Source organism: Sphaerisporangium sp. NPDC005289 (assembly GCF_040607455.1).
Taxonomy (GTDB): domain Bacteria; phylum Actinomycetota; class Actinomycetes; order Streptosporangiales; family Streptosporangiaceae; genus Sphaerisporangium; species Sphaerisporangium rhizosphaerae.
Genome location: NZ_JBEXGS010000008.1, coordinates 277,303 through 302,077 on the forward strand (window position 1 = coordinate 277,303; position 24,775 = coordinate 302,077).

The following is a 24,775-nucleotide window of genomic DNA, read 5'->3' on the forward strand; positions in this document are numbered from 1 at the left end:
AGCATTTGAATCAGTCTTCAAAACCGTTGGAGTACCGATGGCCACCATTCTGTTCATGCCGGAGAGCGCCTACGGGCCGACGAACAACTGCGTCGGCATCGGCGACATCCTGCGCCGCCGCGGCCACCGCGTGGTGTTCGCGGCCGAGGCGTCGTGGAAGGGCAAGCTGACCGCGCTCGGCTTCGAGGAGGACCTGGTCGACCTGGCCCCGCCGGCGGAGGAGGAGCAGGACGCGGGCCAGTTCTGGAAGGACTTCATCCGCGACACCGCGCCCGAGTACCGCAAGTCCACCCGCGAACAGCTCGAGACGGTCACCAAGCCGATCTGGGACGCCCTCATCGACGGCGTTAAGTACTGCGAGCCGCAGCTCAAAGCGATCATCGAGCGGGTGCGGCCCGACGTCATCGTCGAGGACAACGTCATCACCTTCCCCGCGCTGCTGACGGCCGGCAAGCCGTTCGTGCGCATCGTCTCGTGCAACCCGCTGGAGGTGAAGGGCGAGGACGTGCCGCCGGTGTTCAGCGGCCTGCCCTCCGGCGACCGCGCCGAGTGGGAGGCGTTCCGCGCCGAGTACGACCGCACCCACCGCGACGTCTGGGCGGCGTTCAACGAGTGGGTCGTGGAGCAGGGCGCCCCCGCGCTGCCCGAACTCGAGTTCATCCACGAGGGCGATCTGAACCTCTACGTCTTCCCCGAGATCGCCGACTACACCGGCGCGCGCCCGCTCGGCCCGTCCTGGCGCCGCCTGGACTCCTCGGTGCGCGAGACCGACGAGGCGTTCGAGGTGCCGGCCTCCCTGGCCGGCGGGGAGGGGGCGCTGGTCTACTTCTCCCTCGGCTCGCTGGGCTCGGCCGACGTCGAGCTGATGCAGCGGGTGATCGACGTGCTGGCCACCACGCCGCACCGGTACATCGTCTCCATGGGCCCGCTGCACGAGGAGATCAAGCTGGGCGGCAACATGTGGGGCGCGGAGTTCGTGCCGCAGACCAAGATCATTCCGCTGGTCGACCTGGTGATCACGCACGGCGGCAACAACACCACCACCGAGGCGCTGCACTTCGGCAAGCCGATGATCCTGCTCCCGCTGTTCTGGGACCAGTACGACAACGCCCAGCGAATCGACGAGCTGGGGTACGGCGTGCGCCTGTCCACCTACGCCTTCGCCGACCAGGAACTGGTCGCGGCCCTGGACCGGCTGCTCGGCGACACCGCGCTGCGGGCCCGCCTGGCCGAGGCCGGCGAGGAGATCCGCCGCCGCGACGGCCTGCGCAGGGCCGCCGACCTCATCGAGGCGACGGCCGCGCCCGCGGCCTCCGCCTGACGTTCCACCCGCCGGCCCCGCCCCCGCGCCGTGCGCGGGCCGCGGGCCGGCGGCCCCGCCGGAGAGAGAAGCACATGAACCACACCCCCATCGACCCCGCCACCGGAGCGCCGCTGGCCACGGTGCCCGACAGCTCCCCCGAGCAGGTGGCGGGCGCCGTGCGCGCGGCGCGGGAGGCCTACCAGCAGTGGTCGCAGGCCACGCCCGCGGAGCGCTCGCGGGTTCTGCTGCGCCTGGCCGACCTGGTGGAGTCCGACGCCGAGGAGCTGACGCGGCTGGAGGTGGCGCAGACCGGCAAGCCCGCCGCCGTCTTCCGGGACGGCGAGCTGCCGTTCGCGGTGGACAACCTGCGCTTCTTCGCCGGCGCGGCCAGGTCGCTGGACGGGACGGGCGCGGGCGTGCTGAGCGCCGGCTACACCTCGGTGCTGGTGCGCCGCCCGGTCGGCGTGGTCGCCTCCATCGCGCCGTGGAACTTCCCGCTGGTGATGGCGGTGTGGAAGATCGGCCCCGCGCTGGCCGCGGGCAACGGGGTGGTGATCAAGCCGGCGCCGCAGACTCCCGGCACGACGCTGCGCCTGGTGGAGCTGGCCGCCAAGGCCGGCCTCCCGGACGGGCTGCTGCGGGCCGTCACCGGCGACGCCGAGGTGGGAGAGGCCCTGACCGGCGACCCGGGCGTGGACATGATCAGCGTGACGGGCTCGACGGCGACCGGCCGCTCGGTCATGCGGGCCGCGGCCGGCGACCCGGCGGACGGGCGCTCCGGCCTCAAGCGGGTGCACCTGGAGCTCGGCGGCAAGGCGCCGGCGCTGGTGTTCGGCGACGCCGACCTGGCCGAGATGGCGAGGGGCGTCGCCATGGGCGCCACCTACAACACCGGGCAGGACTGCACGGCGGCGACGCGCGTCTACGTGGAGCGTGAGGTCCACGACCAGGCGGTCGAGGCGCTGCGCGAGACCCTGGCCGCGATCGTCGCCGGCGACCCGTGGGACCCCTCGACCGACATCGGGCCGCTGATCTCGGCGGGGCACCGCGAACGCGTGCACGGGTTCGTCCGGCGGGCCGTGGCGGGCGGGGCCCGCGTGGTGACCGGCGGCGCGGTGCCGGAGGGCCGGGGGTTCTTCTACCCGCCCACGCTGATCACCGGAGCCGCCCAGGACAGCGAGGTCGTCCAGGGGGAGATATTCGGTCCGGTGGTCGTCGTGCTGCCGTTCTCCGGCGAGGACCAGGCCGTGCGGCTGGCCAACGACACCCCCTACGGCCTGGCGTCCTCGGTGTGGTCGCGTGACGTGGCGAGGGCCCTTCGGGTGTCGCACCGGTTGGATGTGGGTGTCACCTGGGTGAACGATCATCTTCCGATCGCCTCGGAGGCGCCGCACGGCGGGGTGAAGGGCAGCGGCTTCGGCAAGGACATGAGCCAGGAAGCGGTGCAGGAGTATTCCGTGACGAGGCACCTCATGATCAAACACGCGCCGTCCGAGACCCGTGAGGGCTTCCGTCCCGCATAGTTACGGAAGCGAGTCGACGGTTTTATCCCTAGAAGTACCAGTTTGAGTTGATTGTCCATACATGTTCTGTTGGCCGATCTGGTAGGGGTGTGCTGCAATTACCATCGCCTGATGGATGTCTCGGACGTCTCATGCGCCTCGCGCGTGACGTACCCCCCTGCACGCCAGGCTCGGTGAGAGGTTGCGAAATCAGTGAGGAACCCAGAACCCCGGGGCAACCCGGGGCGAAATGACCGTGTGGAGCGGTCCGAGCCGGCCATGACGGGCACTCCGAAGACGGGAAGCCGTCTGAGGCTGAAGAACTGGCGTGTGCGGTCCCGCCTGATCGCCCTCATCATCGTCCCGACGATCGTCGGCGTCATCCTCGGCGCGGTGCAGCTCACCAACGCCGTCGGAAACTCCGCCGAGTACAGCCGCCTCAGCGAGGTGGCCGCGCTCGTGCAGAAGATCGACGTCCTGGTGCACGAGGTCGACCGCGAGCGCGACCTCACCGCCTGGTACCTCGCCGAGGGACGCCGCCAGGCGCGCCTGAAGAAGGTGCGCGCCCAGCAGGCCGTCGTGGACCGCGCCAGAGAGCCCGTGCTCGCCGCGGTGTCGACGCTGGACGACACCCACACCGCCCGTGTCCGCGCCGAGGCCGCGCAGATCCGCAGATGGCTGGAAGGCCTGCCGGGCCTGCGCACCCGTATCGCCGCCGGCGTGCCCTCGCGAGCGGCGCTCGGCATCTACTCCAGCCTCATCAACGTCCTCACCTCCATGCAGGGCGAACTGGGCGCCTCCGGCAAGGACCAGCGCCTGTTCGGTGACACCATCGCCCTCGGCGCGCTGAGCCGCGCCAAGGAAGAGGTCTCGCGCCAGCGAGGCCTGATGACGGTCGGGCTCACCACCCTCGGCACCCTGGGCGGCGGCTTCGACTACGACGACTTCGTCGACTTCCCCGGCTCCTGGAGCCGTCAGCAGAGCGAGACCGCGACGTTCCTGTCCGAGGCCCAGCCCGCCGACGTCAAGTTCTACAACGACACCGTCCGCGGGCAGCAGATCGACAAGGCCGACTGGATGCGCGCCCTGGCGCTGGCGCAGCTCCGACAGTTCAAGGAGATCCAGGACCTCGACCCGATCCGCCGCGACGACACCACCATCTGGTACACCTCCACCAGCGCCGTCGCCGACCGCATGCGCAAGGTCGAGGAGCGGCTGGTGGACTCGGTCGTCCAGCAGAGCCAGGCGCTCCAGCAGGAGGCCGGGCGGCAGGCGTTCATCTCCGGCGCCGTCATCATCCTCCTGCTGCTACTCGTCCTCATCATCACCGCCGTGGTCGCCAGCTCGCTGACCCGTCCGCTGCGCCGCCTGCGCGCCGAGGCCCTGGAGATCGCCGGCAGCCGCCTCCCGCAGACCGTCCAGCGGCTGCGCGAGAGCGGCGACGCCGCCCCGGCCGCCGACGTCGTGCCCATCGGCGTCAACTCCAGGGACGAGATGGGAGAGGTCGCCCGGGCCTTCGACGAGGTCCACCGCGAGGCGATCCGGCTGGCGGGCGACGAGGCCCGCCTGCGCAGCAACGTCAACGCCATGTTCGTCAACCTCTCCCGGCGCAGCCAGACCCTCGTCGAGCGCCAGCTCAGCCTCATCGAGGGCCTGGAGCAGGGCGAGGAGGACGAGACCCGGCTCGGCAACCTGTTCAAGCTGGACCACCTGGCCACCCGCATGCGGCGCAACAGCGAGAACCTGCTGGTCCTCGCCGGTCAGGAGACCGCGCGCAAGTGGAGCGACCCGGTGCCGCTGGTCGACGTCTGCCGCGCCTCGCTGTCGGAGGTGGAGGGCTACGAGCGCGTCGACGTGCGCGTCCAGTCGGCCACCGCGGTCACCGGCCAGGCCGTCAACGACGTCGTCCACCTGATCGCCGAGCTGGTCGAGAACGCCGTCTCCTTCTCCCCGCGCGAGACCAAGGTCGTCATCACCAGCAACCGCGTCGACGGCGGCGGGGTGATGGTGTCGGTCAGCGACACCGGCATCGGCATGACCGCCGAGGAGGCCGCCGAGGCCAACTGGCGCCTTGCCAACCCGCCGGTCGTGGACGTCTCGGTGTCGCGCCGCATGGGCCTGTTCGTGGTCGGCCGCCTCGCGCTGCGCCACAACATCAAGGTGCAGCTGCGCCAGCAGGACGGCGGCGGGCTCACCGCGATGGTGATGATCCCCGAGTCGCTCCTGTCGGTCCCCGGCGGGCCGCGGATCCCCGGCGCGCCCGCCGAGACCGCCGCCGGCCAGTTCGGCGCCACGACGCAGGCCGCCTCGTTCGGCGCGGGAGGCTTCCCGGCCCCGGCCGGCTTCGAGGCACCCGCCTCGCGCGGGATGCGCGCGCCGGTCTTCGGAGCCGACGACCCCGGGGTGGCCGCGGCCCCCGGTCCGCAGAAGCGCGGGCCGTTCGAGCGCGGGCCGTTCGAGCGCGACCCCTTCGAGCGTCCCCCGCTGCCCACGCGCGACCCGTTCGAGCGCCCGCCGGCGGGGCAGGGCAGCGCGTTCGCCGCCACGCCGTCGCCCGGCGACCGCGGGCCGTTCGACCGGGACCCGGCCTCCATGGACGACCTGTTCGACCGCTACTTCGACCCCAACCCGCCGATCGACACCCCCTGGCCGGCCGACGTGCCGGCTCCCGGCACCACCGGCGAGGGCGCGGCCCCCTGGTCGTCGGACCTGGCCGACCAGGACACCGCCTCATGGCCGGCCGTCCCCTCGGGGCCCGGCGGGATGACCGGGCCGCTGACCGGAGGCGGGCCGGTGACCGGCGGTCCTGGCGGCCCCGTCACGGGCGGCTCCGTCACGGGCGGCCCGGCCGGTCCGATCACCGGCGGGGCGGCCGAGGCCCCGAGGCGCGGCTTCGGGGCGATCCCCGACGACCACACCGGCCCGCTGCCGGTGGTCCACACCTCGGCCCTCGACGACGGGCCGGAGGAGTTCCTGCCGATCTTCGCGGCGGTCGAGTCCGACTGGTTCCGCCGCACCGACCTGGAGCCGGCCCCGCGCGAGAGCGCGCCCGGACTCCCGCAGGAGCCGGCGCTCCCGGTGGAGCGCGAGGCCGAGCAGGCCGTCGTCGTGCAGCCGGCCGAGGGCAGAGGCTGGTCCTCGCCCGCCGACGCCGGCTGGCAGGCCGCCCGGGCGGCCAGCGATCCCTCTCTGGGAGGCGTCACCCCCTCCGGGCTCCCCAAGAGGGTGCCCAAGGCGAACCTGGTGCCGGGGTCGGCCGACCCCGGGCCCTCGGTCTTCACCCCGCAGCCCTCGCTGTCGCCCGACCGGGTGCGCAGCCGCCTGTCGAGCTTCCAGCAAGGCGTGCGGAAGGGGCGGGCCGTCGCCCGCGGCGAGAGCGAGCAGAACGACGACTTTGCCCCCAACTGGAACGTTGACCGCAACAAGGAGGACTCGTGAGGGAGCTGAGCCAGGCCGCCCGTGGAGTCAACTGGCTTATCACAGACTTTGTGAACAATGTCCCCGGTGTGGCGCACACGGTGGTCGTGTCGGCCGACGGGTTGCCGCTGGCCTACTCGGAGGGGTTCCCCAAGGACCGGGCCGACCAGCTCGCGGCGGTGGCCGCGGGTCTGATCAGCCTGACCCAGGGCGCCTCCCGGGTGTTCGAGGGCGGCGCGGTCACCCAGACCGTGGTGGAGATGCAGCGGGGCCTGCTGCTGATCATGTCGATCAGCGACGGGTCCTGCCTGGCCGTGCTGGCGGCGGCCGACTGCGACATGGGCCTGGTCGCTTATCAGATGACGTTGCTGGTGGAGCGTGCGGGTCAGGTGCTGACCCCGGCCGTGCGTGCCGAGCTGCAGGCGTCTCAACCCAGGTGAGGGGCCGATGACAGGAGGACGCTGTGGCACGCCGCGGCTGGACAGATGACGGCGATCCGCTGAGCGGCGGATCGCCGTACCCGCCCATCGAGGACGTCCGCCGGTTCTCCGGCGCGGCGGCCCCGCTTCCCAACCCCGAACCGGTGGAACGCAGTTCCCTGGTCCGGCCGTACGCGGTGACCGGGGGCCGTACCGCCCCCCGGACCTCGCTTGCCATGGAGGCGCTCGTCTCCTCCTCCACATCGTCACATCAAGATCTGTCGACTCTCACTCCGGAGAAGCAGGCGATCAGTACGCTGTGCCGTCAGGTGCGGTCGGTCGCCGAGATCGCCGCGATGCTGCGCATGCCCCTCGGCGTGGCCCGCGTCGTGATCGCCGACATGGCGGCAGAGGGCCTGGTCCAGGTGCACCACCCGCAGCTGGAGACGGGTAAGCCGGACCTCAACTTGCTTGAAAGGGTTCTCAGTGGACTTCGCAGGCTCTAGCCGCGGCCCGGCGCTGACGTCGACGAAGATCGTCGTCGCGGGCGGGTTCGGTGTCGGCAAGACGACCTTCGTCGGGGCGGTGTCGGAGATCGTGCCCCTCACCACCGAGGCCGTGATGACCGACGCCAGCGCGGGCATCGACGACCTGGGGCTGACGCCGCACAAGACCACGACGACCGTCGCCATGGACTTCGGGCGCGTCTCCCTGGACCAGGACCTGATCCTGTACCTGTTCGGCACGCCGGGTCAGCACCGGTTCTGGTTCATGTGGGACGACCTGGTGCGCGGCGCCATCGGCGCGGTCGTGCTGGTCGACACCCGCCGTCTGGCCGACTGCTTCCCGGCGATCGACTACTTCGAGGAGGCAGGCCTGCCGTTCGTGGTGGGCGTCAACGGCTGGGACGGGCACTACCCGCACGCCGACGAGGAGGTGCGCGAGGCGCTCACGCTCGCCCCGCACATCCCTATGGTGCGCACCGACGCCCGCTCACGCGACTCGGTCAAGGGCACCCTCATCGCGCTGGTGGAGCACGCCCTGACGATGCGGGTGGCCGTTCCCGGCTGGGGAGGCCGCTGAACCGGCCGGGCCGCCCGGGCGCGTCCCGGCCGCGCCGCCGTCACGGCGGTGGCGCGTGCTGTACGGGCGACCGTCGCACCGGCCGGCGGAACGTGAGAAGGGGGACGCGGTCCCGGTGAGCCGGGCCGCGTCCCCCTTCCATGTGCGCCTCTAGGCGTCCGCGGGCCGGCCCCCGGCCCCCATGGCGTGGTCCTTGCCGCGAACCAGCCGCCCGACCTCGGCGCGCAGGTGCACGAACGCCGGAAGCTCCCGGGTCGCGATCTGGTCGCGCGGGAACGGCAGGTCCACGCTCAGCTCGCCGGCCACCCGCGCCGGCGACTTGCCGAGCACGACGACACGGTCCCCGACGTACACGCTCTCGTCGATGTCGTGGGTGATCAGCAGGATGGTCATGCGGTGGTCCTCGCGGACCCGCAGCACCAGGTCCTCCAGGTCCTCGCGGGTCTGGGCGTCCACCGAGCCGAAGGGCTCGTCCATGAGCATCAGCGCGGGACGGTAGGCGATCGCCCGGGCGATCGCCACGCGCTGCTGCATGCCGCCGGACAGCTCCCATGGGTACTTGCCCGACGCGCCCGGCAGACCCACGGCATCCAGCGCCTCCGCCGCGGCCGCCCGGCGCGCCGCGCGGTCCTTGCCGCGCCGGCGCAGCGGCAGGGCGACGTTGTCGCCGACCGACATCCAGGGGAACAGCGACCGGCTGTAGTCCTGGAAGACGACGGCCAGGTCACCGGGGGTGTCCGCGATCTCGGTGTCGCGGATGCGGATGTGGCCCTCGGTGGGCTTGATCAGTCCGGCGATGGAGCGCAGCAGGGTCGACTTGCCGCAGCCGGAGGGTCCGACGACGCTGACCAGCTCGCCCTCGGAGACCTTCAGGTCGATCCCTCCAAGGGCCTGGTGGGCCTTCGGGCCTTCGCCGTACGTGTGACGCAGGTTGACGACATCGAGCACGATGGTTCCTCAGGTTGTCTGCCGGGCACGCCGGTGCCAGGAAAGGACGCGGCGCTCGATCATGATGAAGGACGCGTTCAGCGTGTAACCGAGGATGCCGAGCAGGACCACGCCTCCCCACATCCCTGGCAGGTCGAAGCTCTGCTGCTTGAAGAGGATCAGAAATCCGATGCCGTTGACCGCGCCGACGAGCTCGGAGACCACCATGAGGATCACGGCGATCGACAGGCTCACCCGCATCCCGGCGAAGATCTTGGGAGCCGCCGCGGGCAGGATGATGCGGAAGAAGCGCTGCGCCCGGGTCAGCCCGAACACCTTGGCGGTGTCGGCGTGGACGCCGTCCAGGTAGCGGGCCCCGTCCACGGTGTTGATCAGGATGGGCCAGATCACCGTGTAGACGATCGTGGCCAGCTGCATCGGCGTGCCGATCTTGAAGATGATGATGAACAGCGGGATCAGCGCGGGCGGGGGAGTGGCCCTGGCGAACTCCACGATCGGGTTGATGTAGTCGTACAGGGCGGAGGACCGGCCCAGGGCGATGCCCAGGGTGATCCCGACGACGCAGGCGATGATCCATCCGCCGAACAGCCTGCCGAGGCTCGGGCCGAAGTTCTCGGCCGCCTCCTCGGTGAGGAACAGGTGGCTCGCGGGCCCGGAGAACCACAGGTCGTACATGCGCACGACGATCGCCGACGGCGGCGGGAAGTAGAACGACTCGGCCTGCCGGGTGGCCAGCTCCCAGGCGGCGATCGCCACCGGGATCAGCCAGACCCGGGTCAGCACCGTGGCCAGCGAGAGCCGCAGGCTCCTGGAGCGGGAGGAGGGGGAGGGACCGGTGGAGCCCCGCAGATCCTCGGGGACCGTCGTGACGCTCATGTGGCGCCTCCAGACTTCACCACGTGCCATCGGAACGCCCAGCCGTGCACCTTGACCAGCAGGGCGTTCGCCAGGAGCCCGAGCGTTCCGGTCCAGACCGTGGCCGCGAGCACCAGGTCGGTGCGGAACCCGGACTGGGCGCGGATCATGTAGGTGCCGATGCCGTCCACCCCTCCGGCCAGCAGCTCGGCGCTGACGGTCACGATCAGGCCGATGGAGGCGGCGACGCGCACACCGGTGAGCACGAACGGCGCCGCGCTGGGCAGCGAGACCCGTGCCAGGACGGCGAGCCTGCCGAACCCGAAGCTGCGCAAGGTCTCCTTGGCGACCGGGTCGACGTCCCGCAGGCCGTACATGGTGTTGATGAGGATGGGCCAGATGGCGCCGTACACGACGATCGTCATCTTGGTGCCGTGGTCCCAGGCCATCAGCAGCGTGACCAGCGGCAGCAGGACGACCGACGGGATCGGGCGCATGAACTCGACCAGCGGCCGCACCGCGAGCTCGACCTTGGGAAGGCTTCCGAGCAGCAGGCCGAGGGGGGTGCCGAGCAGCACGGCCACGAGCAGTCCACCGCCCCAGACCTCCAGGGTGCCGCTCAGGTAGGACAGGAACTCCGGGTCGACGATGAGCCGGCCGGCGGCCGGAAGCACCGTGGAGACCCGTGGGAGGAGGGCGGGGTCGACCAGTCCTGACCGCCCCACCAGCTCCGCGACGACCAGAAGGCCCGCGACGCCGATGGCGCCGCGGACCGCTCGTGCTCGGATCATTGAGGCAACGGCACCAGGAGCGGAGCGGCCTCCATCTTGCCCTTGAGGAAGCCGTACTCCAGCATCAGGTCCGGGACCCGCTGGATGCGCGTGGCGTTCAGCGAGGTCGGGAAGACGCCCAGTTTCATGACCGCGGCGACGTCCGGCTTGATCTGGGTGTAGTCGGGCAGCACGGCCTCGACCGCCTTGCGGTCGGACGCGGCGACCTGCTGTCCCTTGAGGATGGCGCGCTGGAAGGCGGCCATGGTCTTCGGGTACTTCTTGGTCCACTCGGCGGTGGCGGCCCAGCCGGCGATCGGGAAGTCCGCCATGGCGCCGGTCATGGTGTCGGCGATCACCCTGGCGCCGTTCTCGCGCTGGATGTTGGACAGGAAGGGCTCGGGCAGCCAGGCGGCGTCGATCTCACCGGAGATGAGCTTGGCCGGCATCTCGGGGAAGGCCAGGGGAACCCAATGGACGCTCTTGTTCGGGTCGAGCCCCGCGGTCTTCAGCGTGGCGCCGACCGCGAGCTGGCCGACGCTGTTCGGCGCCGCGATGGAGACCCGCTTGCCGTCGAGTTCCTTGACCGAGGTGATCTTGGAGTCCTTCGGTACGACCAGGTCGATGACGTCCGGGCCGGCCTGGTAGGCGTCGGCGACCACGCGCCAGTCGCCGGCCTTGGCCTCCTGGGAGGAGAAGATGGAGAAGTAGGCGAGGGCCGCGACGTCCAGGCTGCCGTTGATCAGCCGGGGCAGGGTGGCCGCGGTGCTGGGAGTGATCTCCGTCTTGACCGTCAGCCCTTCCTCTTTGAAGAAACCCTTCTTCTGGGCGATGTAGAGAGCGGAGTGGTCGGCGATCGCCGAGGTCGAGACGTTGATGGTCGTCTTCTCCAGCCCGCTGCCGTTCGCCGGCGCCGCGGAGGATTTCGGCTCGTTGCTCCCGCATGCCGCGAGCGCCAGGCTGGCCAGTAGTCCGACGACGAAGGTACGACCCCTAAGGCTTCTCATTGAGGTGTCCTTTTAGTTGTGGGGGAAGAGTGCCTAGCCCGCCTCTGGGGAAGGCAAAGGTGGCACGGCGAGCGTGAAGCCTAGCGGAGGAAGATCTGCGGTCACACGAAAGCGTGCCCTATGTGGAGGAAGTTGTAGCAAAATCCGCTTTAGCGTGAAAAATTGCGATATGTCTGTTTTTGGGACTTTGGAACGGTGTAGACGGCGATGTATGAGCGTGACGCGGGTCCGGAGGCGCGGCCGGGGCAGTGATCTCGCACGGCCCCTTTGGCGAGGATCCGTCCGGGCCGAATAATGCTTTGGACCGTTCTAATTACCCATAGCTATTGGTCGACCTCGTAGGCTTATGCTCCAATTGCCCCTTGACTTGCCACGTGTAACACGCGCGTGGCCTTCCCCCCCATGAAGCAGACCAGCTGGCGAGAGGTTGCGACCAGTGAGGACAGCAACAATCGAGAGCGGTCGCCGTACCACGCCGGACGCAGCCCAACCGCCTTCGGATCCGGGTGCGCCCACCGACCAAGGAACCAAACCCGAACGGTCGATGGCTCTGCGTAACTGGCGGGTGCGAACCCGTCTCATCGCGCTCATCCTGGTGCCCACCACGGTGGCCGTCCTGCTCGGTGGACTCCGAGTGGCCACCTCCATCCAGAGCGCCACTGAATATGAACGCGTACGGACCGTCGCCGAGTTCGTCACGACTCTGAGCGACCTTGTCCACCAGCTCGACCTCGAACGCGACCTCACCAGCAGGTTCGTCGCCAACGGTCGCCGCGGGACGCAGGCACGCCTGCTCATCCGCGAACAGCAGAACGACGTCGACGTCGCCGTGCAAAGAGTGCTCGATCGCAAGTCGACGGTGCAGCAGGCCCTGGGCGAGGTCGGCAAGCAGGAGTTCTCCCGCGTCCTCGACCGCCTGTCGGAACTGCACACGCTGCGCGACATCGCGGTGAGCTCCCAGCTCCCGCCCCTTCCAAGCCTTAAGAAGTACGACTTCGTCATCGACGACCTGCTCGCGGTGTTCGACGAGACGGCGCGAGGCAGCACCAACGAAACGCTGGGCTCCAGCGCCGCCGCCTTCGCGGCGTTGTCGCGCTCCGCCGAGCAGGCGTCCAGGCAGCGAGGGCTGATGCTGACGGCGCTCGTGGTCCGCGCCTTCGACAAGAACACGCTCAGCGCCTTCCAGACCGCCAAGTCCCAGCAGGCGAGCGAGTACAACTCCTTCCTCTTCCTGGCCACGCCGGCCCAGCGCCAGGCGTACTCCGACACGGTCAGCGGCCGGCAGATCGACCTCGCCGCCGCCATGGTGGACCGCGCCCTGTTCATCACTCAGTCCGGCCCCGTCCGGTCACTGGCGGGAGGCCCGCCGCAACCCGGATCCGCCGCGCTCGACCTCATCGAGGGCGGAAACGACGTGCAGGCCTGGTTCGACGCCGCGAGCGACGGCCTGAACCGCATGCACGAGGCCCAGCGGACGCTGGGACGTTCCATCGTCGACCAGGCCGCCGATCTGGCGCGCGCCGACCAGAGCCAGGCCGCCGTCAACATCGGCGTCGTCGCCCTGCTGCTCATCCTGGTGCTGGTCATCACCACCGTCATGGCGCGGTCGCTGGTCAGCCCGCTGCGCCAGCTCCGCCGCGAGGCCCTGGAGATCGCCGGCCGCCGCCTGCCCGAGATGGTGCAGAAACTGCGCGAGTCGGAGGGCAACTCCGGCCCGCCCGACGTGCGCCCGATCGGCGTCGGCTCCACAGACGAGGTCGGTGAGGTGGCCCGGGCCTTCGACGAGGTCCACCGCGAGGCGATCAGGCTGGCGAGCGACGAGGCGCAGCTGCGGAGCAACGTCAGCGCCATGTTCGTCAACCTCTCCCGGCGCACGCAGACCCTCGTGGAACGGCAGATCACCCTGATCGACGGCCTCGAGCAGGGCGAGCAGGACGACAAGCGCCTCGGCGACCTGTTCCGCCTGGACCACCTGGCGACCCGCATGCGCCGCAACAGTGAGAACCTCCTGGTCCTCGCCGGCCAGGAACCCGCCCGCCGCTGGAGCCAGCCGGTGGCGCTCCTCGACGTCACCCGGGCCTCGCTGTCGGAGGTCGAGAACTACGAGCGCGTCGCCATGAACGTCCCGGGCGGCGTCTCCATCGTCGGCCAGGCCGTCAACGACGTCATCCACCTGCTGGCCGAGCTGGTCGAGAACGCCATCTCCTTCTCACCGCGCGAGACCAGGGTCAGCGTCACCGGCAACCGCATCGACGGCGGCGGCGTGATGATCTCCATCACCGACGCCGGCATCGGCATGACCGACGAGGAGCTCGCCCAGACCAACTGGCGGCTGGCCAACCCGCCGGTCGTGGACGTCTCGGTCTCCCGCCGCATGGGCCTGTTCGTGGTCGGCCGCCTCGCGCTGCGCAACGGCATTCGGGTGCAGCTACGGCGGCACGACACCGGCGGCCTGACCGCCATGGTGCTGCTGCCGGAGTCCCTGATGGGATCTCCCACGCATCTCGGCGGCGCCCCGGGCGCGCATTCCGGAGCGCAGGCCCCGGCCTGGTCCGCGATGGGAGGGCAGCCCGCGGGGCAGGGCATGTTCGGCGCGACCCCGCAGACCAGCGGCGCGTTCGACGTGCCGGCGGGCGCTGGCGCCTTCGGCGGCTCGTTCGCCGACGCGGGGGCCTTCGGCGGCCCCAACGGCGCCGGCCCCATGGGCCCGACCACGGGCGGCGGCTTCGGCGGCCCGAGCACCGGCCCCGGCGCCTTCGGCGGCCCGGCGACCGGCTCCGGCGGGTACTCCGGACCCCCCACCGGATCGGGTGGTTTCTACGGCCCCGGATCCGGCGGCTTCGGCGGCCCTCCCACGGGCGGCGGCTACGGCGGACCGCCGAGCGGCCCGAGCTCCTTCGGCGGCCCGGCCACCGGCGGCGGCTACGGCGGCCCGGCCTCGGACGCCTTCACCCGCGGTCCCGCCCCCGACGCCTTCGGCACCCGTAACGGCCCGCCCTCGGACGCCTTCGGCACCCGTAACGGCCCGCCCTCGGATGCCTTCGGCGCCCCCACCGGCGGGCAGGGGAGCTTCGGCCCATCGGCCTTCGGCGGTCCCCCCACCGGGCCCGGGTCCTTCGGCGGTCCGGCGACGGGAGCGGGGTCCTTCGGCGGCCCGGCGGCCGGAGCGGGCTCCTTCGGCCCGCCCACGGGACCGGGTTCCTTCGGCGGCCCGCCCACCGGGCCGGGCGCGCGGGGCGGCGAGGCGGGCGAACTGCCAGGGCGCCTGCGCCCGCGCCGCTACGACTCCTCCGACCTCGACGCCGTCACCGGCCCCCTGCCCGCCGTGCACACCTCGCCCATGGAGCAGGAGGAGGAGTTCTTGCCGATCTTCGCTTCCGTCGAGTCGGCCTGGTTCCGCAGGGTGGACAGCGAGCAGGAGAAGGACAAGGATCTCCCGGGATGGCAGCAGATCCCCGCCGACGCCGGCTGGCAGGCGGCGGCCGTCGTCCAGGAACCGGTGCGAGACGGCACCACGGCCGCGGGCCTGCCCAAGCGCGTGCCCAAGGCCAACCTCGTCCCGGGGTCGGCGGGCATGCAGGAGGCCGCCGCGTCGCCGCCACCCGCCATGCCGGCGCTCTCACCCGACCGGGCGCGCAGCCGCCTGTCGAGCTTCCAGCAGGGCATCCGGCAGGGCCGGGCGGTCGCCCGCGGCGAGCTGAGCGAGGACGAGGTGGCGTACAACGCCGAGCTGCGGCGCATTCAGGGCGACAAGGAGGACAAGTGAGAGAGCTGAGCCAGGCCGCCCGCGGAGTCAACTGGTTGATCACCGACTTCGTCCGGGGGGTCCCGGGAGTGGCGCACACGGTGGTGGTCTCCTCGGACGGCCTGCCACTGGCCTACTCGGAGGGGTTCCCCAAGGACCGGGCCGACCAGCTCGCGGCGGTGGCCGCGGGTCTGATCAGCCTGACCCAGGGCGCCTCCCGGGTGTTCGAGGGCGGCGCGGTCACCCAGACCGTGGTGGAGATGCAGCGGGGCCTGCTGCTGATCATGTCGATCAGCGACGGGTCCTGCCTGGCCGTACTGGCCGCTCCTGACTGCGACATGGGTCTGGTGGCCTACCAGATGACGCTGATGGTCGAGCGCGCTGGGCAGGTGCTGACGCCGGCCGTGCGCGCCGAGCTTCAGGCGTCGTCCCCGCGGTGACCTCCATGGGCGGCCCGGGCTGGGAGGACGGGTTACGACGCTACCAACAGGAGCCGTCGTCGCCGGTCCGGCCTTTCACGGTCACCGGCGGCAGGACGACGCCGCGGACGCACTTGGCCATGGAGACGCTGGTACATTCCACGATTCCGCCATACCAAGATATTTCCGGCTTGATCCCGGAGTACCAGGCGATCAACACGCTGTGCCGCCAGGTGCGCTCCGTGGCCGAGATCTCCGCGCTACTGCGGGTCCCGCTGGGCGTGGCCCGCGTGCTGATCTCCGACATGGCCGCGGAAAACCTCGTCCAGCTGCACCAGCCGCAGCTCGACGCCGGCAAGCCGGATCTCAACTTGCTCGAAAGGGTTCTCAGTGGACTTCGCAGGCTCTAGCCGTGGCGGGTTGACCTCGACGAAGATCGTCGTCGCCGGCGGTTTCGGCGTCGGCAAGACGACCTTCGTCGGGGCGGTGTCGGAGATCGTGCCCCTCACCACCGAGGCCGTGATGACCGACGCCAGCGCGGGCATCGACGACCTGGGCCTCATCCCGCAGAAGACCACGACCACGGTGGCGATGGACTTCGGGCGCGTGTCGCTGGACAGCGAGCTGATCCTCTACCTGTTCGGCACGCCCGGCCAGCACCGGTTCTGGTTCATGTGGGACGACCTGGTGCGCGGCGCCATCGGCGCGGTCGTGCTGGTCGACACCCGCCGCCTGGCCGACAGCTTCCCCGCCGTCGACTACTTCGAGGAGGCGAAGCTGCCGTTCGTCATCGGACTGAACGGATGGGAGGGGCAGTACCCGCACAGCGAGGAAGAGGTGCGCGACGCCCTCACCCTCGCTCCCCACATCCCGATCGTCCGTACCGACGCCCGTCAGCGGGAATCGGTGAAAAGCACCCTGATCTCGCTGGTCGAGCACGCCCTGACCATGCGGGTCTCGGTGCCCGGCTGGCGCGGCTGACGGCGTCCGGCCTCCCCGCCTCCGCTCGATACGCGTGACCGGGCCGCGGAGCGGATAGGCTGGGAGGTCGAGTCGCAGACGCGAAGACCCCGGACGACCCGTAGCGCAGAGGCTGGCCAATCACGTGTTCGAGACGCTTTCCGACCGGCTGACATCGGTCTTCTCCTCCCTCAGGTCCAAGGGCAGGCTTACCGACGCCGACATCGACGCCACATGTCGAGAGATCCGCATCGCCCTGCTCGAGGCGGACGTCGCGCTTCCGGTCGTCAGGGACTTCGTGTCCCACGTCAAGGAGCGCGCACGCGGCGCGGAGGTCTCCCAGGCGCTCAACCCCGCCCAGCAGGTCGTCAAGATCGTCAATGACGAGCTGGTGCAGATCCTCGGCGGCGAGACCCGCCGCCTGCGGTACGCCAAGACCCCTCCGACCGTCATCATGCTCGCCGGCCTCCAGGGCGCCGGCAAGACCACGCTGGCGGGCAAGCTCGCCCGCTGGCTGCGCGAGCAGGGCCACGCCCCGCTCCTGGTCGCCGCCGACCTTCAGCGGCCCAACGCCGTCCAGCAGCTCCAGGTGGTCGGCGAGCGCGCCCAGGTCGCCGTGCACGCCCCCGAGCCCGGCAACGGCGTCGGCGACCCGGTCGCGGTGGCCCGCGGGTCGATCGACCACGCCCGGCGCCAGCAGCACGACATCGTCATCATCGACACCGCCGGCCGCCTCGGCATCGACCAGGAGCTGATGAAGCAGGCCGCGGACATCCGCGACGCCGTCAGCCCCGACGAGGTGCTGTTCGTCGTCGACGCGATGATCGGCCAGGATGCCGTCACCACCGCCCAGGCGTTCATGGACGGCGTCGGGTTCGACGGCGTGGTGCTCACCAAGCTCGACGGCGACGCGCGCGGCGGCGCCGCCCTGTCGGTGCGGCACATCACCGGCCGCCCGATCATGTTCGCCTCCACGGGCGAGAAGCTCGAGGACTTCGACGCCTTCCACCCCGACCGCATGGCGTCCCGCATCCTCGACATGGGTGACATCCTCACCCTCATCGAGCAGGCCCAGCGCACCTTCGACGAGGAAGAGGCCGCCAAGATGGCGGGCAAACTCGTCTCGGGCGACGGCTTCACGCTCGACGACTTCCTCGAGCAGATGATGATGGTCCGCAAGATGGGGCCGCTCAAGAACCTCCTCGGCATGATGCCCGGCATGGGGCAGATGCGTGAGCAGCTCAACCAGGTCGACGAGCGCGACCTCGACCGCGTCGCCGCCATCATCCGCTCCATGACCCCGGCCGAGCGCCAGGACCCCAAGATGATCAACGGCTCGCGGCGCGCGCGCATCGCCCGCGGCTCGGGGGTCTCGGTCACCGAGGTCAGCAACCTCGTCACCCGCTTCTTCGACGCACAGAAGATGATGAAGCAGGTCGCCGGCGGCATGGGCATCCCCGGCATGCCCGGCGGACGCAAAGGCAAGGCCGCGCAGAAGAAGCCGAAGAAGGGGCGCAGGGTCAGCGGCGACCCCCGCAAGGCCGCCCTCGGCAAGGCGGGCGCGGCCGGCGCAGGGTCCTCGACGCCGCCGCAGCTCCCGCCGGGCCTCGGCGGCCTCGGCGGCGGCACGCTTCCGCCCGGGCTGGAGCTCCCGCCCGGTTTCGACCCCTCCAAGTTCCGCCTGCCCGGCCAGAAGTGACGCCGCTTCCGCCGGCGCCTTCGGTCCGACCGATGCGCCGGCGGGAGAGGTGGTCAGGTGTCATGAGGCGTCGATTCGGACAGGCGTCCAATCATCTGGCACAATGACATGTTGGAACACCGTGACCGTGGGTGCCCTCTCACCCCCGCGCGTCATGCTTGTCCCTCGGGCGGTCATCCCGTCGTGCCCCACTCGACGAGACGCCCGCTCACCCACGCGCGAAATCAGGAGAGACCACACCCGTGGCAGTCAAGATCAAGCTCAAGCGGCTCGGCATGATCCGCAACCCGCAGTACCGCATCGTGGTGGCCGACAGCCGCACCAAGCGTGACGGCCGTGCGATCGAAGAGATCGGCCTCTACCACCCGAAGGAGAACCCCTCCTTCATCCAGGTCGACTCCGAGCGCGCACAGTACTGGCTGGGTGTCGGCGCGCAGCCGACCGAGCCCGTCCTGAAGCTCTTCAAGCTCACCGGCGACTGGCAGAAGTTCAAGGGCGAGCCCGCCCCGCCGGCTCTGCTGGTGGCCGAGCCCAAGGCCGACCGTCACGCCATCTACGAGGCCGCCGCCAAGGAGTCGCTGTCCGGTGACACCGGCACCGGCAACGCGACCACGCAGCGCAAGGCCAAGAAGACCGTGAAGGCCGACGAGACCCCCGCCGCCCCGGCCGAGCCGGCCGCCGCCGAGGAGAAGCCGGAAGGCGAGGCCTGAGGTGCTTGAGGAAGCCCTCGAGCATCTGGTCAAGGGCATCGTCGAGCACCCGGACGACGTCCTGGTCCGCCCCCGCCGCATCCGCAGCGGGCGCGTCCTGGAGGTCCGGGTCCACCCCGACGACCTCGGCAAGGTCATCGGCCGTGGCGGCCGTACGGCCAAGGCGCTTCGCACCGTGATGAACGCCCTGGGCGACGGCAAGTACGTCCGGGTCGACCTGGTCGACCTGAACGAAGCCCGGTAACCAGACCACAGAGGCGAACCACCTCCGCACAGGGGACCCCCGGCACCCGGGCGGTCCCCTGTCGCGGTTGCGGCGTCCCCGCGGGGGCGCCGCGCCCGCCGGCCCCGTCAGGCCGGCCCCTTCAGCCCCTAAGGAGCAGCGACGTGCAGTTGGTCGTCGGCCGCATCGGCCGCCCGCACGGAATCCGTGGTGAGGTGACCATCGAAGTGCGCACCGATGACCCGGACACGCGCTTCGCCCCCGGCAGCGCCCTGGCCACCGACCCGCCGGGCACCGGCCCCCTGGTCGTCGAGAGCATGCGCTGGCACAAGAACATCCTGCTGCTCGGCTTCGACGGCGTGCGCGGCCGCGAGGGGGCGGAGGCGCTGCGCGGCACCATGCTCGTCATCGACTCGGCGGACATCCCGCCGACCGGCGACCCCGACGAGTTCCACGACCACCAGCTCATCGGCCTGCCCGTCGTCACCACCGGCGGCGAGACCGTCGGTGAGATCACCGACGTGCTCCACCACGGCCAGGACCTGCTGGTGATCCGCCGGCGCGGCGAGGAGGTGTTCGTCCCGTTCGTCAAGGCCCTGGTGCCCGAGGTCGACCTGGTCGCGGGGCGCGTCGTCGTCGACGCCCCTCCCGGGCTGCTCGACTCCGAGGAGACCTCGTGACCGGCGCCCGGCGGGCCGCGGAGGCGTGCGGGCGGTGACCATGCGCGTCGACATCATCTCGATCTTCCCGGAGTACTTCGCCCCGCTGGAGGTCTCCCTCATCGGCAAGGCGCGCCACAAGGGCCTGCTGGACGTCCGGCTGCACCAGCTCCGCGACTGGACCCGCGACGTGCACCGCACCGTCGACGACACCCCCTACGGCGGCGGCCCCGGCATGGTCATGAAGCCCGAACCGTGGGGCGAGGCCATCGACGCCGTCGTCGCGGCGGCGAGCGCGCCGCCCCGGCTGATCGTGCCCACCCCGAGCGGACGGCCGTTCACCCAGCAGGTGGCCCTGGAGTACGCCAAAGAGCCGTGGCTGCTGTTCGCGCCCGCCCGCTACGAGGGCATCGACTCCCGGGTCATGGCCGAGTACGGGGCGCGCCTGCGCCTCGACGAGGTCAGCATCGGCGACTACGTCCTGGCCGGGGGAGAGGCGGCGGTGCTGGTCATCGTCGAGGCCGTCGGCCGCCTGCTGCCGGGGGTGCTCGGCAACGCGGGCTCGGTGACCGACGACTCCTTCGCCCCCGGTGCGATGGAGGGCCTGCTCGAAGGCCCCGTCTACACCAAGCCGCCGGTCTGGCGCGGGCACGAGGTGCCGCCCATCCTGCTGTCGGGCAACCACGGGGCGATCGCCCGCTGGCGGCGGGACCAGGCGCTGCGGCGCACGGCCGCCAAGCGTCCCGAACTGGCGGCGCGGCTCGACCGGCGGGCCCTGGACCGGCGCGACCGCGAGGTCCTCGACGAGACGTCCACGGGTCCTGACGGCGCGGTCGTCCCCGAACCCCCTGAAACGTCCACGGGTCGTGGCGACGCGGTCGTCCCCGAACCCCCTGAGACGTCCTGAGGGCGACCACCTGCCGCCGGCCCTCACGTCGATCGGCCCGGTCTTCGCCCGCACCCTTCGCCCGTGCCCCTTCGTTCCGGCCGGCTGGGCTCGTCCGTCGCGCTCTGTCGCGGTCGGCTCTGTGGACGCGCTCAGCGGGCGGTTGTGTGGCCGCGCTTCGCCGTCGGCGCGGTGGTCGCGCTTCGTTTCGCTTCGAGGCGGAAGATATGGCAGACTGAATCGCTGCTGCCAACTGCCCTGTGGTTGGCGTGGTCGGCCCGGGCAGACGGCCCGGCCTTTGGACGTATCCAGCCCAGCGCTCGTGTCTTCCTCGTCGCCGTGCCTCTGGCATGGCCGGGCGGACCTCCGGGCGCTCGCTAAAATCGAGGAACCGCTGTCATGCACACGCTGATCCAGGAGCTTGAGAAGGCCTCCACACGCAGTGACGTCCCGAGCTTCCGCCCGGGCGACACGCTCGAGGTCCACGTCCGCGTCGTCGAAGGCAACCGGTCCCGCATCCAGGTCTTCAAGGGCTTCGTGCTGCGCCGGCAGGGCGGCGGCGCCCGTGAGACTTTCACCGTCCGCAAGGTGAGCTACGGCGTCGGCGTCGAGCGCACCTTCCCGGTGCACAGCCCGGTCATCGAGAAGATCGACGTCGTCACCCGCGGTGACGTCCGCCGGGCGAAGCTGTACTACATGCGCGACCTGCGCGGCAAGGCGGCCCGCATCCGCGAGAAGCGCGACGCGCTGCCCACCTCCAAGTAAGGCCGGGCGCCCGCGACGGCCCGCACCCGCTCAGGGATGCGGGCCATTTCGCTGAAGTCATGCCCACTCGCACCCTGCGGCGGCGTCTCGCCGGGCGTCGGCCTTCGGGCCGGCGCCGGGTCCACTCTTGTTCGGACGCGGAGTTTCTTTGGACGTGATCCCGAGTCGGCGACCCGCCGTGGAGCGCGCATCATTTAGGCTCGACAGCGATGACTAGCGATGGCCAGGGGGCCGGCGTCCGCGCCGCCCCGTCGGGGACGAGGTAGACGTGGTCGCGGAAGACACCAAGCCGTCCGCCAAGGGCGGCAAGGATAAAAAGGGCTCGTTCTGGCGTGAGCTCCCGGTCCTGGTAGTGGTCGCCCTGGTCTTGGCGCTCATCATCAAGAGCTTCGTGATCCAGGCGTTCTACATTCCGTCGGAGTCGATGGAGAACACCCTGCTCGTCAACGACAGGGTGCTGGTCAACAAGCTCGTCTACCACACGCGCGACATCGAGCGCGGCGACATCGTGGTGTTCTCCGGGGTCGACTCCTGGGCCTCCGAGGTCGACGTCCCCGATCCGTCCAACCCGGTCGCGGGCTTCTTCCGCTGGGTCGGCACCGCCTTCGGGGTGGTCCCCGGCGAGAAGGACTACATCAAGCGCGTCATCGGCCTGCCCGGCGACACGGTGAAGTGCTGCGACGCCAAGGGGCGCATCACGGTCAACGGCGTCCCGCTGGACGAGAAGGCCTACCTGTACCCCGACGACCAGCCGTCGCAGAAGTTCTTCGAGATCAAGGTCGAGAAGGACCGCCTGTGGGTCATGGGCGACCACCGCTCGGTCTCCCTCGACTCGCGGTCCCACCAGGGTGACCCCGGTGGCGGGGCCATCCCCAAGGACAAGGTCGTCGGACGGGCGTTCGTCATCGTGTGGCCGTTCGCGCGCGCCACCACCCTGCCGATCCCCGACACCTTCAACCAGGCCGCCCTGAAGACCGTCGCCATGGCGGACGGCGCCGCGCCGCTGCTGCTGGGCTTCGCGGGGGCGTTCCCGCTGTTGGCGGTGCGCCGCCGGTGGGTCGTCCGCAGGGCCCGGGGCCGCGCCGGCTGACCTTCTCCGGCGCCCGCCTCCGCCTCCGTTTCCGCCCGCGGCTTTGACGCGGGCGGCCGGGCGCCGCGCACCGACGTCCCCCCGACCAAGACGAAGGAGACAGGGCCGCTCTCCCCGGGCCTCCCGGCGCCAGGGTGCCCCGCGATTCCGATGAGCGTCAGACAGGACAATCCGGACCCTCAGGACCCGGCTCCCGCTCCGCACTCCGCCGATCCCGCCGGCCGGGGCACCGCCGAGGACGTCCCCAGGCCCGCCGAGGGCTCCGAGGACGGCCCCGGGGCCACGGACGGGGCCGGTGGCGCGGACCGAGGCGGCGGCGCGGACGAAGGCGGCGCTCCCGGCGCTTCCGGTGCTCCCGGCGTGGCGAAGGAGAAGAAGAAGTCCGGCTGGCGCGAGTCCGTCGTCCTGGTGCTCATCGGGGTCCTCGCCGCGGTGCTGGTGCGCCTGTTCGTCCTGGACTCCTTCTGGATCCCGTCGGAGTCGATGGAGAACACCCTGCTGATCGACGACCGGGTGGTCGTCAACCGCATCACCGGCGACATCGACCGCGGTGAGGTCGTGGTGTTCACGGGCTGGGACGGCACCACGCTCATCAAGCGGGTCATCGGCGTCGGCGGCGACCACGTCAAGTGCTGCGACGCCAAGGGCCGCATCACCGTCAACGGCATCGCGCTCGACGAGCGGTCCTACCTCAACCCGCAGGACTACCCCTCCCAGGAGAACTTCGACATCACCGTGCCGAAGGGCCGGCTGTGGCTCATGGGCGACCACCGGGCCGCCTCGGAGGACTCCCGCGCGTTCATGAAGAACCGGTACCACGGCACGATCTCCACCGGCGACGTGGTCGGCAGGGCCTTCGCCCTCTACTGGCCCCTGTCCCGCGTCGGCACCCTCCCCGTCCCGGAGACCTTCGCAAAGGTGCGATAACGTACCCCTCCCTTCGATTGGGGCGTAGGCTTGTGTTCATGGTCGCGCTCGCATCGCCGTTCTCCGGCCGAAGGGCCCGACCCTCGCGCGGGTCCGTTCCCTCGCGGCGGGGCGCCGAGCCGCACGCCTCATGACCGTCACCTACCGCCCGCGCCCGAGCGTCGTACGGCGGGACTCCGGGCTCTACGGCTACGAGCGGGCGCTCGCGCGGCGCGGGCTGTCGCCGATCGCCGGGGTGGACGAGGCGGGCCGAGGCGCCTGTGCGGGGCCGCTCGTGGTGGCCGCCGTGGTCCTGCGGTGCGAGATCGACGGCCTGGCCGACTCCAAGCTCCTCACCCCCGCCCGGCGCGAGGTGCTGTACGACCGCATCCTCGCCACGGCCCGGGCGGTGCAGGTCGTCGTGACACCGCCCGAGGAGATCGACACACGTGGGCTGCACAAGTGCAACATCGCCGGGATGCGGCGGGCCGTCGCCGGTCTCGGGTGTGATCTCGGGTACGTTCTGATCGACGGGTTCCCGGTGCCCGGCCTGCCCGCGCCGTCGTTGGCCGTGTGGAAGGGCGACCAGGTCTCGGCGTGCGTGGCGGCCGCGTCCATCGTCGCCAAGGTGACCAGGGACCGCATGATGACCTCGCTGGACGATCTCTATCCCCAGTACGGCTTCGCCGAGCACAAGGGATACGTCACGGCCGGTCACCGGCGCGCTCTGGCCGCCCACGGCCCCAGCCCGCATCATCGATTCTCCTTTGTGACGGTGAACTCGGTGGTGCGGTCAGGAGCGGGTGGCGAGATAGGCGACAATGAATTGGGGGCCGGTGTCCTCTGATGGGCGGCACCGGGGGAGGAAGGGAAGTGGAGGACCGGGATGAGCGCAGAGGATCTCGAGAAATACGAGACCGAGATGGAGTTGCAGCTCTACCGGGAGTACCGCGATGTGGTCGGTCTCTTCACCTACGTCGTTGAGACCGAGCGGCGCTTCTACCTGACCAACTCCGTCGATCTCGACGTCCGCACGGCGGAGAACGGCGATGTCTTCTTCGACGTCAAGATGCAGGACGCCTGGGTCTGGGATATGTATCGCCCTGCCCGCTTCGTCAAGAATGTCCGAGTAGTCACCTTCAAGGACGTCAACGTCGAAGAACTGGCCAAGCCCGACCTCGAGATGCCCAAGGAAGGCTTCTCCAACTAACACCCGCGAACCACCGGCGAACCCCTCACTCCGCCTCCTCGGCCGCGCTCCCGCGGCCCCGGCGGGGCCACCGGCCGATCCCGGCCGCTGCCGGCCTGACGCTGGTCGCGTCTTCCGTGCCGCGCGGGGCGATCGTCGAACCCCGGCCGCAGCGCCCAGCGCCGGCCATCTGTCCCCACCACGCGGGGCCGCCGGCCTT

24 protein-coding genes are annotated in these 24,775 nt (G+C 70.9%); 20 read left to right on the forward strand and 4 right to left on the reverse strand.

Annotation, left to right across the window (positions count from 1 at the left end; translation table 11 throughout):
• The first annotated feature begins 37 nt into the window (after positions 1-37).
• The 6 genes from ABZT47_RS16965 to ABZT47_RS16990 all read left to right on the forward strand — a co-directional run bounded on the left by ABZT47_RS16965 (position 38) and on the right by ABZT47_RS16990 (position 7,724).
• Positions 38-1,321, forward strand: coding sequence for a glycosyltransferase (locus ABZT47_RS16965; RefSeq protein WP_354842159.1), 1,284 nt, complete (start codon positions 38-40; stop codon positions 1,319-1,321).
• Positions 1,322-1,395: 74 nt separating this feature from the next.
• On the forward strand, positions 1,396-2,826 hold the full coding sequence (locus ABZT47_RS16970) for an aminobutyraldehyde dehydrogenase (protein ID WP_354842162.1): 1,431 nt from the start codon (positions 1,396-1,398) through the stop codon (positions 2,824-2,826).
• Positions 2,827-3,135: 309 nt separating this feature from the next.
• The gene (locus ABZT47_RS16975) at positions 3,136-6,243 is read left to right on the forward strand and encodes a nitrate- and nitrite sensing domain-containing protein (protein ID WP_354842165.1); all 3,108 of its coding nucleotides are present in this window, start codon (positions 3,136-3,138) and stop codon (positions 6,241-6,243) included.
• A 5-nt stretch (positions 6,244-6,248) separates the two neighbouring features.
• On the forward strand, positions 6,249-6,662 hold the full coding sequence (locus ABZT47_RS16980) for a roadblock/LC7 domain-containing protein (protein WP_203968521.1): 414 nt from the start codon (positions 6,249-6,251) through the stop codon (positions 6,660-6,662).
• Positions 6,663-6,805: 143 nt separating this feature from the next.
• Complete coding sequence (locus ABZT47_RS16985) at positions 6,806-7,147, forward strand: DUF742 domain-containing protein (protein ID WP_354842385.1); 342 nt, start codon at positions 6,806-6,808, stop codon at positions 7,145-7,147.
• A 13-nt stretch (positions 7,148-7,160) separates the two neighbouring features.
• Positions 7,161-7,724 (forward strand): ATP/GTP-binding protein, encoded by a 564-nt coding sequence (locus ABZT47_RS16990; protein WP_354842388.1) that lies wholly within the window; start codon positions 7,161-7,163, stop codon positions 7,722-7,724.
• A gap of 150 nt (positions 7,725-7,874) precedes the next feature.
• Here the strand turns inward: ABZT47_RS16990 and ABZT47_RS16995 are convergent, their stop codons facing one another.
• The 4 genes from ABZT47_RS16995 to ABZT47_RS17010 are packed head-to-tail and all read right to left on the reverse strand — an operon-like array spanning position 7,875 to position 11,304.
• Positions 7,875-8,672, reverse strand: coding sequence for an ABC transporter ATP-binding protein (locus ABZT47_RS16995; protein WP_354842168.1), 798 nt, complete (start codon positions 8,670-8,672; stop codon positions 7,875-7,877).
• A 9-nt stretch (positions 8,673-8,681) separates the two neighbouring features.
• Positions 8,682-9,548, reverse strand: a complete 867-nt coding sequence (locus ABZT47_RS17000) for an ABC transporter permease (RefSeq protein ID WP_354842171.1) — start codon at positions 9,546-9,548, stop codon at positions 8,682-8,684.
• Positions 9,545-10,318, reverse strand: coding sequence for an ABC transporter permease subunit (locus tag ABZT47_RS17005; protein WP_354842174.1), 774 nt, complete (start codon positions 10,316-10,318; stop codon positions 9,545-9,547). The genes ABZT47_RS17000 and ABZT47_RS17005 overlap by 4 nt, the downstream gene beginning before the upstream one ends.
• Complete coding sequence (locus tag ABZT47_RS17010; protein ID WP_354842177.1) at positions 10,315-11,304, reverse strand: ABC transporter substrate-binding protein; 990 nt, start codon at positions 11,302-11,304, stop codon at positions 10,315-10,317. The genes ABZT47_RS17005 and ABZT47_RS17010 overlap by 4 nt, the downstream gene beginning before the upstream one ends.
• Before the next feature lie 544 nt (positions 11,305-11,848).
• Here ABZT47_RS17010 and ABZT47_RS17015 point away from each other — a divergent pair.
• From ABZT47_RS17015 to ABZT47_RS17080, 14 genes are all read left to right on the forward strand, one after another.
• The gene (locus tag ABZT47_RS17015; RefSeq protein ID WP_354842179.1) at positions 11,849-15,070 is read left to right on the forward strand and encodes a nitrate- and nitrite sensing domain-containing protein; all 3,222 of its coding nucleotides are present in this window, start codon (positions 11,849-11,851) and stop codon (positions 15,068-15,070) included.
• A 5-nt stretch (positions 15,071-15,075) separates the two neighbouring features.
• A complete protein-coding gene (locus ABZT47_RS17020) occupies positions 15,076-15,489 on the forward strand; it encodes a roadblock/LC7 domain-containing protein (RefSeq protein WP_279339489.1) in 414 nt (137 codons plus the stop codon).
• 5 nt (positions 15,490-15,494) lie between these two features.
• Positions 15,495-15,878, forward strand: a complete 384-nt coding sequence (locus ABZT47_RS17025) for a DUF742 domain-containing protein (protein WP_354842392.1) — start codon at positions 15,495-15,497, stop codon at positions 15,876-15,878.
• 10 nt (positions 15,879-15,888) lie between these two features.
• Positions 15,889-16,449 (forward strand): ATP/GTP-binding protein, encoded by a 561-nt coding sequence (locus ABZT47_RS17030; RefSeq protein WP_354842182.1) that lies wholly within the window; start codon positions 15,889-15,891, stop codon positions 16,447-16,449.
• A gap of 124 nt (positions 16,450-16,573) precedes the next feature.
• On the forward strand, positions 16,574-18,127 hold the full coding sequence (gene ffh, locus ABZT47_RS17035) for a signal recognition particle protein (RefSeq protein ID WP_354842185.1): 1,554 nt from the start codon (positions 16,574-16,576) through the stop codon (positions 18,125-18,127).
• Between the two features lie 242 nt (positions 18,128-18,369).
• Positions 18,370-18,837: a 30S ribosomal protein S16 gene (gene rpsP, locus ABZT47_RS17040; protein ID WP_354842188.1), complete on the forward strand. Its 468-nt coding sequence runs from the start codon at positions 18,370-18,372 to the stop codon at positions 18,835-18,837.
• Between the two features lies 1 nt (position 18,838).
• Positions 18,839-19,081, forward strand: coding sequence for an RNA-binding protein (locus ABZT47_RS17045; RefSeq protein ID WP_354842190.1), 243 nt, complete (start codon positions 18,839-18,841; stop codon positions 19,079-19,081).
• Between the two features lie 143 nt (positions 19,082-19,224).
• The gene (rimM, locus tag ABZT47_RS17050; protein ID WP_354842193.1) at positions 19,225-19,740 is read left to right on the forward strand and encodes a ribosome maturation factor RimM; all 516 of its coding nucleotides are present in this window, start codon (positions 19,225-19,227) and stop codon (positions 19,738-19,740) included.
• A gap of 40 nt (positions 19,741-19,780) precedes the next feature.
• A complete protein-coding gene (trmD, locus tag ABZT47_RS17055; RefSeq protein ID WP_354842395.1) occupies positions 19,781-20,626 on the forward strand; it encodes a tRNA (guanosine(37)-N1)-methyltransferase TrmD in 846 nt (281 codons plus the stop codon).
• Positions 20,627-21,004: 378 nt separating this feature from the next.
• Positions 21,005-21,370 (forward strand): 50S ribosomal protein L19, encoded by a 366-nt coding sequence (rplS, locus tag ABZT47_RS17060; protein ID WP_354842196.1) that lies wholly within the window; start codon positions 21,005-21,007, stop codon positions 21,368-21,370.
• 268 nt (positions 21,371-21,638) lie between these two features.
• On the forward strand, positions 21,639-22,460 hold the full coding sequence (gene lepB, locus ABZT47_RS17065; RefSeq protein WP_354842198.1) for a signal peptidase I: 822 nt from the start codon (positions 21,639-21,641) through the stop codon (positions 22,458-22,460).
• A gap of 150 nt (positions 22,461-22,610) precedes the next feature.
• A complete protein-coding gene (lepB, locus tag ABZT47_RS17070; RefSeq protein ID WP_354842201.1) occupies positions 22,611-23,387 on the forward strand; it encodes a signal peptidase I in 777 nt (258 codons plus the stop codon).
• 130 nt (positions 23,388-23,517) lie between these two features.
• Positions 23,518-24,213 carry a ribonuclease HII gene (locus ABZT47_RS17075; protein ID WP_354842203.1) on the forward strand — a complete coding sequence of 232 codons (696 nt, stop codon included), beginning with the start codon at positions 23,518-23,520 and terminating at the stop codon, positions 24,211-24,213.
• 39 nt (positions 24,214-24,252) lie between these two features.
• Entirely contained in the window at positions 24,253-24,576 is a 324-nt protein-coding gene (locus ABZT47_RS17080) for a DUF2469 domain-containing protein (protein WP_012888569.1), read from the forward strand.
• Positions 24,577-24,775: the final 199 nt, after the last annotated feature.